We start from the raw sequence: 13,635 nt of genomic DNA on the forward strand, positions 1-13,635 counted from the left end.
GTCCATTTTTGAAGGATTTTTTTTAAAAATAAATATAAAATTGATTTTTTTCATGTAAGTTTCAATAAAAATTTTATTTTTGCCGTTCACTAAATTAATTTTAAATGGCTACTTACAATAAAAGAGGATATAAAGCACCTAAAGAAAAGGAAGTTAAAGATGAAGTTGTCAATGAAGAACAACAAGTAATTCTTGATGGAAAAAACAGTACTACTGCTGGAGTTTTTTCTAAATTAGATGAAACTGCTTCTAAGACAGAGGATTGGGTTGCTAGAAACCAGAAAATCATTATTGGATTAGTTGCTGCAATTGCTCTAGGAACTGTAGGCTATTTGGCTTACCAAAAATTTATTACTGCTCCTAAACAAGATGAAGCTGCTAATGAAATGTTTGTTGCTCAACAAAACTTTGAAAAAGCAACTAATGGTGTAGCTAGTGATTCTTTGTATAAATTATCATTAAATGGTTCTGAAGGTAAATTTGGATTTGTAAAAATCGCTGATGAGTATTCAGGAACTGATGCTGGAAATTTAGCAAACTATTATGCTGGTGTTGCATACTTAAACATTGGTAAATATGATGAGGCAATTTCTTACTTAGGTAAATTTAGCTCTAAAGATTTAATTTTAGGAGCTTTAGCTAAAGGAGCAATTGGTGATGCTTATTCTCAAAAAAATCAACAAAAAGAAGCTTTAGACTATTATGTAAAAGCTGCTGAATTAAATAAAAATGATTTTACTACGCCACGTTTCTTACTAAAAGCTGGTAAAACTGCTTTGGCTTTAGGTCAAAAAGCAGATGCTCTTAAGTATTTTACAAATGTTAAAGAGAACTTCGAGGCGACTCCAGAAGCAGCTTCTGTTGATGTTTTGATTGGTTTAGCACAATAATTAATAGTTAGATTTCCTTTTTTTAATTTTAGATTCGTAACTTACAATCTCAAATTTTAAAATCTTAAATATAAAGATGGCTACCGAAAATAAAAATTTATCCGATTACGATAAAAACACAGTCCCAAATGCGAAAGATTTTCGATTTGGGATTGTTGTTTCTGAGTGGAATGACACTATAACAGAAGGGCTTTATAATGGCGCTTTTGAAACACTTATTGAAAATCAAGTTCCTGCACAACAAATTATCCGATGGAATGTTCCTGGGAGTTTTGAGTTGATATATGGAGCAAAAAAAATGTTACAAACTCAAAATGTTGATGCTGTAATTGTTATTGGATGTGTAATCCAGGGACAAACAAAGCATTTTGATTTTGTATGCGAAGGTGTAACTCAAGGAATTAAAGATTTGAATGTTCAAACTGATATTCCAGTTATTTTCTGTGTGTTAACAGATAATAATATGCAACAATCTATTGACAGAAGCGGTGGTATTCACGGTAACAAAGGTACCGAGGCTGCTATTGCTGCAATAAAAATGGCATACATCCGTCAGCAAGCTTCTTTAAATCAGTTTCAAAACCAACAGTTGTTATCAGCTGGTGCGCTTCAAATAGAAGACAAACCATTGGAACTAGAAAAATAAAAACACATTTGTAAGAATACTTAAACCTATACTGTGTAAAAATAGTATAGGTTTTTTGTTTTTTTTATGAGTCCTCAAGTCAAAAAAACCAGCTAAAATTCATTAAATTTGTGCTTCTTGGTTTTGAAACTTTAAACCTTAACCTTTAATCTATTTTTTCTTAATGTCGAGTATTATACAATTACTTCCTGATCACGTTGCCAATCAAATTGCTGCTGGAGAAGTCGTTCAAAGACCTGCTTCGGTGGTGAAAGAGCTTTTAGAAAACGCAGTTGATGCTAAAGCAACGGATATTAAATTAATCATCAAAGATGCAGGAAAGTCATTGGTACAAGTAATCGATAATGGTTCTGGAATGAGTGTTACCGATTCTCGTTTGTGTTTTGAGCGTCATGCGACTTCTAAAATTCGCCAAGCCGAAGATTTGTTTTCATTGCATACTAAAGGATTTCGTGGAGAAGCACTAGCTTCTATCGCTGCGATTGCTCATATGGAAATGAAGACCAAACAGGATCAGGAAGAGTTAGGAACACACATTATTATTGAAGGAAGTAAATTTGTTTCGCAAGAAGTAGCTGTTTTACCTAAAGGGACTTCATTTGCGGTTAAAAACTTATTTTTTAATATTCCTGCTCGTAGAAACTTTTTAAAGTCGGATATAGTTGAATTTCGCCATGTTATGGATGAGTTTCAGCGTGTAGCTTTGGCGCATGCCAATATTCATTTTACTTTTTATCATAACGGAAGTGAGATGTATAATTTACCTCCTTCTAGTTTTAGACAACGTATCGTTGGAATCTTTGCTGGTAAAACCAATGAAAAGTTGGTTCCAGTAAATGAAGAAACAGAAATAGTTGCAATAAAAGGATTTGTTAGTAAACCTGAGTTTGCTAAAAAGAGCAGGGGAGAACAGTTTTTCTTTGTTAATGATCGTTTTATTAAAAGTAGCTATTTGCATCATGCAGTTATGGCTGCTTATGATGGAATTTTAAAAGATGGTGCGCAACCAAGTTATTTCTTGTATTTATCTGTGCCGCCAAATACAATCGATATCAATATTCATCCTACAAAAACAGAAATTAAGTTTGATGATGAACAGGCTTTATATGCAATTTTAAGAGCGTCTATAAAACATAGTTTAGGACAATTTAATGTGGCGCCTGTTTTAGATTTTGATCGTGATGCTAATCTTGATACGCCTTATCATTATAAAGATTTAGAAGGAGAAACTCCTACGATTCAGGTTAATAGTAACTTTAATCCATTTGCAGATGATACACCAAATAAACATTATGCAAATACAAATTCTGGGTCTAGTTATAGTTCAGGTGCCAGTTCATCAGGTTCTAACTCTTATTCTAGTTATAAGAAACCTGAACCAACAGCTAGTTGGGAAAGTTTGTATGTAGGTTTAAAGCAGGATACGGAAGAAGTAGGGATGATGTCTTTTGAGAATGAAGAAGTAACTTCGTCTTTATTTAATGATGATGAAATTGAGCAAACGGTTCATAAAACATATCAAATACATAAAAAATACATTGTTTCGCCTATAAAATCGGGAATGGTGATTGTGGATCAGCAACGTGCACACCAACGTATTTTATACGAGCAATTTTTACATAACATGACAGTTAATCAGGCTTCTAGCCAGCAATTGTTATTTCCTTTAAATTTGTTTTATTCTTCTACGGATATGGAAATTATAAGAGAATTGCAATTATCGCTTGTAAATACTGGTTTCGTTTTTGAATCTACAACCGAAGAACATATTGTTATTTCGGGAATACCTATAAACAGTACCGAAAGTGAAGTTTCGCTGGTTATAGAACAATTGTTAAGTGATTTGCAGGATGGAATTCCAGAAAGTAGCTTTTCGCAAAATGATACGATTGCCAAATCGATGGCAAAGAGTATGGCTGTAAAAACAGGGACATACTTAACAGAAAAAGAACAAGATAATTTGGTAAATGGACTCTTTGCTTGTAAAGATCCAAATATTTCTCCATTTCAAAAACCAACTTTCATCACCATGCGTGTGGAAGATATAGATAAAAAATTTGCATTATGATGAACATGACTCCTGTTGTAAAACAATTATTGATAATTAATATTATCTTTTTCCTTGGCTCACAATTAGTGCCGGTTTCTTATGAATACTTTTCATTATACTTTCCAGAGAACTACCATTTTAAACTTTGGCAGCCTATCACTCATATGTTTATGCATGGAGGATTTATGCATATTGCATTTAATATGTTTGCATTAGTTTCTTTTGGTTCGGCATTAGAACATTTTTGGGGAGGTAAAAAGTTTATATTCTTTTATATTTCATGCGGATTAGGTGCTGCTTTACTACAATTAGGTTTTAATTATTATGAAATACAGAGTGCTTTAGAAGGAGCGTCTAGTTTAGGTTTATCAGATGCTTCATTGCACCATATAATGAATGTTAATTTTACTGATGGAACAAGTTACCGAGGAGATTTGTTTATGGATGGTATTAAGCCAATTTTAGCTGAAGCTGGAAAAATTAATCTATTAAACGAGGTTAATTTTAAAAGTTTATTTGATGCATCTATAATTAATCAGACTCCAATGGTAGGTGCCTCGGGAGCAATTTATGGACTTTTGGTAGCTTTTGCTTTTATGTTTCCTAATGCTGAGTTGGCTCTTATGTTTATTCCAGTGCCTATAAAAGCGAAGTATTTTGTACCAGGAATTATTGCTGTCGATTTGTTTTTAGGTTTCCAAGGGAATTCATTGTTTGGTGGTGGTGGTACAGGAATTGCTCATTTTGCTCACGTTGGTGGAGCACTCGTAGGATATTTAATGATGTGGTATTGGAAAAAGACGCAGTTTAATAATAATCGTTGGAATTAATTTTTTAGCTTTATTATCTAAATTTTAAACACAAAAAACACATATGAATATATTAGACGATTTAAAGTTGCAATATAAAATGGGCGGAATTGCTCAGCGAGTAATCTATTGGAATATTGCTTGTTTTTTAATTTCATTGGTGTTTTTTTATCAATTTTCAACAGGACAATTTGCTTTACCAAGTTGGTTAGCATTATCATCAGAACCATCTGATTTCTTGTTTAAACCGTGGACATTTTTAACCTATGCTTTTTTTCATGATGGATTTCTGCATTTGTTATTTAATATGTTGGTTTTAAATTTTGCAAGTTCTTTGTTTTTGACTTTTTTTACCGAAAAGCAGTATTTAGGTTTATATATATTAAGTGCAATTTTTGCTGGAGTAGCATTTGCGCTTAGCTTTTATTTTTTAAATCTTAGTGCTTCAGTAGTTGGAGCTTCGGCTGCAATTATGGCGATTTTGGTCGCTACGACTACATATCAGCCATTAATGCCAGTTCGTTTGTTGCTTATCGGTAGTGTTAAGTTGTGGCATATTACCCTTGTTATTTTGGTTTTGGATCTTATGCAGTTTAAATCTGGTAATATGGGAGGGCATATCTCTCATCTTGCAGGTGCAGTTTTCGGATTTCTGTTTATAAAACTATTGCAAAGTGGAGTAGATTTGAGTAAGATTGTTACTTGCGTTTTGGATTTCTTTACTAATTTATTTAAGAAATCACCATCTACGCCTTTTAAGAAAGTGCATAAAAATTACAACAATAAACCAACGCAAAGAACTGCAACTTCTAAAATTGTTACCAAAGACAAAACGCAACAACAAATTGATGAAATCTTAGATAAAATTAGTCAGTCGGGTTACGATTGTTTGACAAAAGAAGAAAAAGAATTTTTGTTTAAAGCGGGAAAGTAAAATCATTAATTAAAAGAAAATGAAAAACCTTTCATGGTTTAATAAGATAATGTTTTTTCTGAATATAGTGCTCACTGTATTGACATTTAGCGCTTATGTTTTGCCATTTTTAGCACCCAAAATTTTCCCTCTTTTGTCGGTGTTTACTTTGTTTATGCCGTTGTTTTTTGTGTTCAATGGATTGTTCTTTTTCTATTGGGCAATTCAGTTTAAAAAACGAATGATTTTGTCAGGATTAGTGCTCTTGATGGGGATTACTTTTATAAATAAATTCTATAAATTTTCGACTAAAGAATATGTTGAGAGTAGTAAGGATTTTACAGTAATGAGTTATAACGTACGTTTGTTTAATGTATTTAAATGGATAGATAGGGAAGATGTTCCGCTTGATATAGAAACGTTTATAAACGAAAAAAATCCGGATATTTTATGTATTCAGGAGTTCTCAAATTCTGCTAATATCGATTTAAAGGTTTATCCGCATCGGTATATATTTATGGAAGGAAATAAGATTAAAACAGGTCAGGCAATTTTTTCTAAGTTTCCTATATTATATCAGGGTAATATTGTTTTTCCTAATTCTAATAATAATGTAATCTATGCCGATATTAAGCGTGGTAAAGACATTATTAGAGTTTATAATATGCACTTGCAGTCAATTAAGATTTCGCCCGATGTAAATGAGATTTCTGATAATATCGATGTGATGAATCAGGAAAAGTCACAACTTATTCTTTCCAGAATTAGTAAAGCATTTAAGCAGCAGCAAGAACAAGCTGAGATATTTAGAGAAAATAAAAAAGAATGCACATATCCACTTATAATCTGTGGAGATATGAATAATAGCCCTTTTTCATACGTATATCGCAATATAAAAGGAAAACTAAAAGATAGTTTTGAAGAAGCTGGAGTAGGATTTGGGGCTACTTATAAGTTCCGCTACTATCCTGCAAGAATCGATTATATTTTTGCTGATAGTAAGATGAAAGTAAAGAAATTTGAAAGCTTCTCAGATTTTGAAAATTCTGACCATTTTCCTATTTTGGCTACTCTTTCAATGGAATAATAAATGAATTATAGCAGCTTTTGATTCTTTAAATAGTCCATAGCATATTTCCCTTCATTAAAAAGCAAATCCAATACACTTAGGTTATTTATAAAACCATGTTTGTCATCAAAGACCTGCGTGTAGGTTTCGAATGCATTAGTATCTTTTTTTCCGTTAGCTAAGACTCTAAAATCCGAAATGTTAGCATCAGCCTCATGAAAGTATTCTGAGGTCTTAGTGTACTCTAATTTCATTCGTAGACATTTAGAAACGATATCTAAAGCTTCAAAATTCAAATCCATTAAGAATTGATGTTTCTTGTCGAAAAATGGACGTATATCGTCTTCAAAAAACTCGAAAAAAGGGGAACTTCTATAAGCAGCTTCCAGCGATTTAAAATGTTGTTTTTGCCAGTCAAATTCATTTTCTACCTGAATCTCTTTGGTTTTCTGATGTGCATTTTTAGAGTGCTTAACAGGGATGTTTAATAATTGTAGTCCATTTGGGCTATAAATATACGTACGGTTCCTGTTGGTTTGTTTTTGGAAATTATCTTCTATCTCAAACGTAATACTTTCAGATTGCGCCATTACAGCACAATGACTAATTGAAGAAAAGTAGGTTGGAAGTAATAATGAATTCATGTGCTATTTTTGTTTGATTGTTTAATCGTTTACTTGTTGAAAGCACAAGTAAACGATTAAACAGTTCAACGAATAAACGTGTTATGCTTTTTTCTCTTTTCTTTTTCTCCAGAAATATTCGCCAATAAAGTAGGCTGCCAATAGAAATAAGAAATGTTTAAAGTATGATTGCGGTTGCCCTTCTCCATCTACAGTTGAGAAAACTCTGTCCCAGCGAACTTTATTTAGTCCTTTGCCATGAGTATCCCAGCTCATCCATATAAATACAGGTTTCCCAATTACGTGATCAAAAGGTACAAATCCCCAATATCTGGCATCGATAGAGTTGTCTCTATTATCACCCATCATCCAGTAGTAATCTTGTTTAAATGTGTAAGTTATAGCAAGTTTACCGTTAATTAAAATTTGATTTCCTTTTACTTCTAAATCATTACGTTCGTATTCTGATATTAGACGTTTGTAAATAGGAAGAACTTTTAGGTTAATGTTGATTGTTTTTCCTTTTTGAGGAATATAAATTGGACCAAAAAAATCATTGTTCCAGTTGTAATCTTTGTTATGAGGGAATATTTTAGGGTCTCTGTCTCCTTTGTTTGCTTTCCTTAGTTCAAGACTCTCTACATAAGGATTGCTCTTAGCCTTATTAGCTGCTTCTAGAGTAGCTTGTACATAATAAGTCTCAGTTTTAGGATCGTAACCTAGATCATCGGTAATGTCATATTGTCTTAAAAGATTTGAAATTTCTTCATAAGAAGAGAACTTGACCTTAAATTTGATGTTATAAGAAAACTGAAGTCTTACTCTTTCAGTTTGTTTCATTTCTTTTCCGTTAATAAAGACAAGTCCGTTTCTTATCTCTAGGGAATCTCCAGGAACTCCAACACATCTTTTAACTAAGTTGGTTTTTTTGTCAATTGGTTTGTAATAATTTCTATCTGGCGAAAAATTATTCATGTCCAAAAGGGTATCAGCAGGCTGATTAAAAACAACAATATCATTGCGTTTTATTTCTTCAAAACCAGGTAATCTTAGATAAGGTAATTGAAGCTTGTTTAAAAGTGAAGTCTTTTTTTGATTTACATCATCATTAAATAAGTAGGATTTCTTTTTTAGCCCAGGAATAGTGTCATGTACCATAGGCAAGGCTACTGTTGTCATTGGTATTCTTGCGCCATAATTTACCTTGCTTACAAATAGAAAATCACCAACTAGTAATGTTTTTTCTAGTGATGAACTTGGTATTGTAAATGGCTGGATAAAATAGGTATGAACTATAGTTGCAACAATTATTGCAAAAAGAAGCGAGCTAAGTGTATCTGCGGTTTTGTTTTCGGGTCTTAAACTTCTGTTTGCATTGTACTCTAATTTTTGAGTATAGTTTACATAATAGATGTAGAATCCAAAAGTAACAAGTCCGAGAACGGTATCTAATGTAGATTTTTTTCCAAAAGTTCGTAGGGTTTCAATCCAAACTATTGGGAACATAATCAAGTTGATAATCGGAATAAAAAGTAATAATGTCCACCAAGTTGGTCGACTGATAATTTTCATTAATACAATGGCATTGTAAATAGGGATTGCAGCTTCCCATTTTTTTCTTCCAGCTGCCTCATATAATTTCCATGTTCCTATAAAATGAACTACTTGAATTACTAAGAAGAATACAAACCATGAATAAAATGACATATCAGTTTTTTTTAAGTTAAGATTATTAAACTAAGAATTTGTGATTAGATATTCTTTTTCTCTTTTCTTTTTTTCCAGAAATATTCACCGATAAAAAACGCTGCAAGAGCAAATAAGAAATATTTAAAGTACGATTGTGGTTGACCTTCACCATTTACAGTAGTGAAAACTCTGTCCCAACGAACTTTGCTCATTCCTTTACCATTTGTATCCCAGCTCATCCAGATGAATACTGGTTTTCCAACAATATGATTTTCTGGAACGTATCCCCAATAACGACTATCTTCGGAGTTGTGACGGTTGTCTCCCATCATCCAATAATAATCTTGCTTGAAAGTATATGTTGTAGCAACTTTTCCGTTAATACGAATTTCTGAACCATTTACTTGTAAATCATTCCCTTCGTATTCTTTTATAATTGCTTTGTAAAATGGTAAAGATTCGGTTGTTAATGCAACTGTTTTTCCTTTTTGAGGAATATAAATTGGACCAAAATTATCGGCATTCCATTTGTCTAACTGTGGAAAAATACCTGGATCTGATCCTTTTGCAATTTCTCTTCTTACATTAGTTATTCCAGGAACATTTCTTAATCTTGCAGCACTAGCTTCTGTTAGAGCTCTAAAATATAAAGTGTCTTTTTTTACATCATCTTTAAATCCGGCACCGTCAGTAATATCTAATTCTCTTAGTAATACTTCAAAATCAATAGGAGTTTTCCCGTCTAAAGCTACTGCATAAGAGTATTGAGGTTTAGCTCTTTCTGGTAAAACTAAAACTTTGTTGTTAATGTAAACGATTCCGTCTTTTATCGCTAAACTATCACCTGGAACACCAACACATCTTTTTACGTAATTTGATTTTTTATCAATTGGCTTGTCGGCTCTTCTTTTAGAAGTGTCAAAAAACTTATATACGGTATCCATTGGCCAGTTAAAAACGACAATATCTGTTCGTTTTATTTGTTCATAAGCAGGAAGTCTAAAATAAGGCAATTGAGGCCATTTTAGATATGATTTTTGTTTAGTCATCGGGATAGAGTCATGTACCATTGGCAAGGCAATAGTTGTCATAGGAACTCTAGGGCCATAGTTAACTTTACTTACAAATAAAAAGTCACCAATAAGTAATGATTTTTCTAATGATGAAGTAGGAATTGTGTATGGCTGAACGATGTAAGTATGAACTAAAGTAGCTACAATTATAGCAAAAAGAAGAGAACTAACAGTATCGGCAGTTTTGCTTTCTGGAGTTAGACTTCTATTAGCATTGTAAACTAATTTTTGAGTGTAATTAACGTAATAGATGTAAAAACCTAAAGTTGCAAGACCAAGAATAGTATCTAATGTAGATTTTTTTCCGAAAGTTCTTAAGGTTTCAATCCAGATTACTGGAAACATAATCAAGTTAATGATTGGAATAAAAAGCAATATTGTCCACCAAGTTGGTCGACCAATAATTTTCATTAGTACAATAGCATTATATACAGGAATTGCTGCTTCCCAACTTTTTCTTCCTGCAGCTTCATATAATTTCCAAGTTCCTATAAAGTGAATAACTTGCACTGCTAAAAAGAATACAAACCATAAATATAGTGTCATACTAATTTGTTTTAAAGTTTAAAATATAGTCTTTCGGTAAACGAATTTTTATATTTTTAAATTGTTTTTTATTTAAAATTCCAGAACATCTTTCATTGTAAAGATACCTTGCTTTCCTGCAAGCCACTCAGCAGCTATTACAGCTCCAAGAGCAAAACCTTCACGATTATGTGCTGTATGTTTTATTTCGATACTATCAATTCCAGAATTGTACGTTACAGTATGTGTACCTGGAACATCTCCAATTCTTTTGGCTTCGATATGAATTTCTGTAGGTTTGGCTTCGTCAAGAGTCCAGTTTTTGTAAGCGCTATTTTCGATTACGCCTTTGGCCAATGAAATAGCTGTACCACTTGGAGCATCTAGTTTTTGAGTATGGTGAATCTCTTCCATGTCAACTTTGTAGTTATCGAATTTAGCCATTATTTTAGCTAAGTGTTCGTTAAGCTCAAAGAAGATATTTACACCTAAACTAAAATTTGAGCTAGAGATAAATCCTCCCTTTTTTTCATTGCAAAGAGCAACCATTTCGTCATAATGTTCTAACCAGCCTGTTGTTCCGGAAACTACAGGGACATTAGCGTTAAAAGCATTAGAAATGTTTGCAACTGCAGCAGATGGAACGCTAAAATCGATGGCTACATTAGCAGTCTCAAGTCCTTCATAAGTATTGAATTCGTCTTTTTTTAAGACAATTTCATGACCTCTTTCTAAAGCAATTCTTTCGATTACTTGCCCCATTTTTCCGTATCCTAAAAGCGCAATTTTCATTTGTATGTTTATTTTAAATTCAAAAATTGCAGTTTATCACTGCAATTTAAAAGTGGTAATTAAATGTTAGTCCAACGTTGGGTCTTAATGTTACATCGTCGGGGTATATTTCTGGACGTAAAGATAATCTTTCATTTACGTTAAACTGAATCAATGCAGCATCAACATTTGCATCTATTATATTTAAAACATAAAAGCCCAAGGTTACTAGGGCAGATAAATCTCGATTACGTTGATAAAATTTTTGACCTGCAATAAGTCTGCTATCGTCCAGATATTGAAGTTCGTCATTGTTGTAGCCTTCAAGTCTACGTTTGTATGCATCTCTATATTGATGGTATTTTTTATTATTATCAATATAGAAATACAAACTTGTACCTATGGCTCCGTAAACTAGAGGGATTTTCCAATATTTTTTATTGTATGCCTGTCCTAATCCTGGTAAAATAGCAGAGTAAAAAGCTGCTTTTGCAGGAGTAAGTGGGTCTATCTCAGTCGATTTTAGGGTGTCTTTTGCTACCAAGGCAGCATCTCCTTTTTTTGACTGAGCAAAAACAGCAGTACTTCCTAATAGAAAAAAGAATAGACCTATGGGAACTATTTTATTCACTACCCGTTTATTAATTTGATAATTCTGGCAAAGTCTTCTTCAGAATGGAACGGAATTGTAATTTTTCCTTTTCCGTTTCCAGCTACTTTTATGTCAACTTTTGCGCCAAAATAATTTGTAAATGTGCTTTTTTGATCTTCTTCGATGTCAAATGAAGAGGCTTTTGGTTTTCCAGCAGGTTTAGGTTTTAAACTTTCGTGGTAGTTTTTTACCAAAGCTTCTGTTTCACGTACAGATAAATTACGGCTAACAATTTTTTGGTAAATATCGGTTTGAACATCTAAATCGTCAACGTTTATAATTGCACGACCATGTCCCATACTTATAAAACCATCACGGATACCAGTTTGGATAATTGGATCTAGTTTTAAAAGACGTAAGTAGTTTGCAATTGTAGAACGTTTTTTACCAACACGGTCACTCATTTGTTCTTGAGTTAACTGGATTTCATCAATCAAACGTTGGTAAGAAAGTGCAATCTCTATCGGATCTAAATCATGACGTTGAATATTTTCAACCAATGCCATAACTAATGATTCGTTATCATTTGCAATTCTGATGTATGCAGGAACATGTGTTAAGCCGATTAATGTTGAAGCACGTAAACGACGCTCTCCAGAAATTAATTGGTATTTATTGAAGTCTAATTTTCGAACAGTTATAGGTTGAATCACACCAAGCTCCTTGATAGAAGTGGCTAGTTCACGTAATGATTCTTCGTTAAAATTGCTTCGGGGTTGAAACGGATTTATTTCGATAGCACTAATTTCAAGCTCTATAATACTTCCTACAACCTTATCAGCATTTTTATCGTCAACGGATTTTATATCATTTTCCGGATCTTTTAATAATGCAGATAATCCTCTTCCTAAGGCTTGTTTTTTAATCGCTTTTGTCATAAAAACTATTTACTGTTTTTCTTTATAATTTCTTGAGCCAAGTTTATGTAATTAACAGCTCCTTTACTTGTAGCGTCATAGTTTATAATGCTTTCGCCAAAACTAGGAGCTTCACTTAATTTTACATTTCGTTGGATAACGGTATCAAAAACCATATCGTTAAAGTGTTTTTGAACTTCTTCAACAACTTGATTTGATAAACGTAATCTAGAATCGTACATGGTTAGTAACAATCCTTCAATATCCAAGTCTGGGTTATGAATTTTTTGGATGCTTTTAATCGTGTTTAGTAATTTTCCTAAACCTTCAAGTGCAAAATATTCGCATTGAATAGGAATAACTACAGAGTCGGCCGCTGTTAAAGCATTCAAAGTTAAAAGTCCTAATGAAGGCGCACAATCGATAATGATATAATCGTACTCATCTTTAACACTTTCTAATGCTTTTTTTAGCATGTATTCTCTGTTTTCTTTATCGACCAATTCGATTTCGATAGCAACAAGGTCAATGTGAGCCGGAATCACATCTACGTTTGGAGCTGTACATTGAATAATAGCTTCTTTTGGCGTATGACTGTGTTCTAGTATTTGATAGGTACCAATTTCAACAACTTCTACATCAATACCAAGTCCTGAAGTAGCATTTGCTTGAGGGTCAGCATCTATTAGTAATACTTTTTTTTCTAAAACACCTAATGAGGCCGCAAGATTTACAGATGTTGTAGTCTTTCCAACGCCTCCTTTTTGATTAGCAATCGCAATGATTTTGCCCATTTATTTTCTGAATTTTGAACCGTAAAAATACGATTATTTATGGTTTTTGAAAATCTATTTTGTTAACATTTGTTAAAGCTTGATTAATCGTCGTTTGACAGCCTGCTGTTTTTAAAATAGGTATTATTTCTAAAGACGATTTCAATTTGTTTGTATCAGGCTTAGCTTTTTCTATTTATGTGCGATTTAAAATAATAACTTTCTTCGAGACTATTGAATATCAATTGATTGTTGGCTAATAGTCTGAAAATTAGTATTTCGGGTACAAACTAAA

Annotated in this window: 13 protein-coding genes; 6 read left to right on the forward strand and 7 right to left on the reverse strand. The window is 32.7% G+C overall.

Annotated elements, in window-relative coordinates:
• The first annotated feature begins 104 nt into the window (after positions 1-104).
• From ACJ6WR_RS14500 to ACJ6WR_RS14525, 6 genes are all read left to right on the forward strand, one after another.
• The gene (locus tag ACJ6WR_RS14500; protein WP_039112360.1) at positions 105-890 is read left to right on the forward strand and encodes a tol-pal system YbgF family protein; all 786 of its coding nucleotides are present in this window, start codon (positions 105-107) and stop codon (positions 888-890) included.
• A gap of 76 nt (positions 891-966) precedes the next feature.
• Positions 967-1,536, forward strand: a complete 570-nt coding sequence (ribH, locus tag ACJ6WR_RS14505) for a 6,7-dimethyl-8-ribityllumazine synthase (protein ID WP_039112359.1) — start codon at positions 967-969, stop codon at positions 1,534-1,536.
• Positions 1,537-1,699: 163 nt separating this feature from the next.
• The gene (mutL, locus tag ACJ6WR_RS14510) at positions 1,700-3,604 is read left to right on the forward strand and encodes a DNA mismatch repair endonuclease MutL (protein WP_409415609.1); all 1,905 of its coding nucleotides are present in this window, start codon (positions 1,700-1,702) and stop codon (positions 3,602-3,604) included.
• Positions 3,601-4,416 carry a rhomboid family intramembrane serine protease gene (locus ACJ6WR_RS14515; protein ID WP_409415610.1) on the forward strand — a complete coding sequence of 272 codons (816 nt, stop codon included), beginning with the start codon at positions 3,601-3,603 and terminating at the stop codon, positions 4,414-4,416. The genes mutL and ACJ6WR_RS14515 overlap by 4 nt, the downstream gene beginning before the upstream one ends.
• A gap of 43 nt (positions 4,417-4,459) precedes the next feature.
• On the forward strand, positions 4,460-5,329 hold the full coding sequence (locus ACJ6WR_RS14520) for a rhomboid family intramembrane serine protease (protein ID WP_409415611.1): 870 nt from the start codon (positions 4,460-4,462) through the stop codon (positions 5,327-5,329).
• A gap of 19 nt (positions 5,330-5,348) precedes the next feature.
• The gene (locus ACJ6WR_RS14525) at positions 5,349-6,395 is read left to right on the forward strand and encodes an endonuclease/exonuclease/phosphatase family protein (RefSeq protein ID WP_039112356.1); all 1,047 of its coding nucleotides are present in this window, start codon (positions 5,349-5,351) and stop codon (positions 6,393-6,395) included.
• A gap of 8 nt (positions 6,396-6,403) precedes the next feature.
• Here the strand turns inward: ACJ6WR_RS14525 and ACJ6WR_RS14530 are convergent, their stop codons facing one another.
• The 7 genes from ACJ6WR_RS14530 to ACJ6WR_RS14560 all read right to left on the reverse strand — a co-directional run bounded on the left by ACJ6WR_RS14530 (position 6,404) and on the right by ACJ6WR_RS14560 (position 13,361).
• A complete protein-coding gene (locus ACJ6WR_RS14530) occupies positions 6,404-7,021 on the reverse strand; it encodes a WbqC family protein (protein ID WP_409415612.1) in 618 nt (205 codons plus the stop codon).
• 81 nt (positions 7,022-7,102) lie between these two features.
• On the reverse strand, positions 7,103-8,707 hold the full coding sequence (lepB, locus tag ACJ6WR_RS14535) for a signal peptidase I (RefSeq protein WP_409415613.1): 1,605 nt from the start codon (positions 8,705-8,707) through the stop codon (positions 7,103-7,105).
• Between the two features lie 44 nt (positions 8,708-8,751).
• Positions 8,752-10,308: a signal peptidase I gene (gene lepB / locus ACJ6WR_RS14540; protein WP_409415614.1), complete on the reverse strand. Its 1,557-nt coding sequence runs from the start codon at positions 10,306-10,308 to the stop codon at positions 8,752-8,754.
• A 72-nt stretch (positions 10,309-10,380) separates the two neighbouring features.
• Positions 10,381-11,079 (reverse strand): 4-hydroxy-tetrahydrodipicolinate reductase, encoded by a 699-nt coding sequence (dapB, locus tag ACJ6WR_RS14545; RefSeq protein WP_086895486.1) that lies wholly within the window; start codon positions 11,077-11,079, stop codon positions 10,381-10,383.
• A gap of 46 nt (positions 11,080-11,125) precedes the next feature.
• Complete coding sequence (locus ACJ6WR_RS14550) at positions 11,126-11,689, reverse strand: DUF5683 domain-containing protein (protein WP_039112351.1); 564 nt, start codon at positions 11,687-11,689, stop codon at positions 11,126-11,128.
• Positions 11,689-12,588 carry a ParB/RepB/Spo0J family partition protein gene (locus ACJ6WR_RS14555; RefSeq protein WP_039112350.1) on the reverse strand — a complete coding sequence of 300 codons (900 nt, stop codon included), beginning with the start codon at positions 12,586-12,588 and terminating at the stop codon, positions 11,689-11,691. The genes ACJ6WR_RS14550 and ACJ6WR_RS14555 overlap by 1 nt, the downstream gene beginning before the upstream one ends.
• Before the next feature lie 5 nt (positions 12,589-12,593).
• Positions 12,594-13,361, reverse strand: coding sequence for a ParA family protein (locus ACJ6WR_RS14560; RefSeq protein ID WP_035627818.1), 768 nt, complete (start codon positions 13,359-13,361; stop codon positions 12,594-12,596).
• Positions 13,362-13,635: the final 274 nt, after the last annotated feature.

Origin of the sequence: Flavobacterium sp. PS2 (assembly GCF_046250155.1) — a bacterium.
Taxonomy (GTDB): domain Bacteria; phylum Bacteroidota; class Bacteroidia; order Flavobacteriales; family Flavobacteriaceae; genus Flavobacterium.

Excerpts from the sequence above, each read along its gene's own strand:
- ACJ6WR_RS14525 (WP_039112356.1), top strand. The coding sequence starts at position 5,349 with ATGAAAAACCTTTCATGGTTTAATAAGATAATGTTTTTTCTGAATATA.
- ribH (WP_039112359.1), top strand. The coding sequence starts at position 967 with ATGGCTACCGAAAATAAAAATTTATCCGATTACGATAAAAACACAGTC.
- ACJ6WR_RS14560 (WP_035627818.1), bottom strand. The coding sequence starts at position 13,361 with ATGGGCAAAATCATTGCGATTGCTAATCAAAAAGGAGGCGTTGGAAAG.
- lepB (WP_409415613.1), bottom strand. The coding sequence starts at position 8,707 with ATGTCATTTTATTCATGGTTTGTATTCTTCTTAGTAATTCAAGTAGTT.
- ACJ6WR_RS14520 (WP_409415611.1), top strand. The coding sequence starts at position 4,460 with ATGAATATATTAGACGATTTAAAGTTGCAATATAAAATGGGCGGAATT.
- mutL (WP_409415609.1), top strand. The coding sequence starts at position 1,700 with ATGTCGAGTATTATACAATTACTTCCTGATCACGTTGCCAATCAAATT.
- ACJ6WR_RS14500 (WP_039112360.1), top strand. The coding sequence starts at position 105 with ATGGCTACTTACAATAAAAGAGGATATAAAGCACCTAAAGAAAAGGAA.
- lepB (WP_409415614.1), bottom strand. The coding sequence starts at position 10,308 with ATGACACTATATTTATGGTTTGTATTCTTTTTAGCAGTGCAAGTTATT.
- ACJ6WR_RS14555 (WP_039112350.1), bottom strand. The coding sequence starts at position 12,588 with ATGACAAAAGCGATTAAAAAACAAGCCTTAGGAAGAGGATTATCTGCA.
- ACJ6WR_RS14530 (WP_409415612.1), bottom strand. The coding sequence starts at position 7,021 with ATGAATTCATTATTACTTCCAACCTACTTTTCTTCAATTAGTCATTGT.
- dapB (WP_086895486.1), bottom strand. The coding sequence starts at position 11,079 with ATGAAAATTGCGCTTTTAGGATACGGAAAAATGGGGCAAGTAATCGAA.
- ACJ6WR_RS14515 (WP_409415610.1), top strand. The coding sequence starts at position 3,601 with ATGATGAACATGACTCCTGTTGTAAAACAATTATTGATAATTAATATT.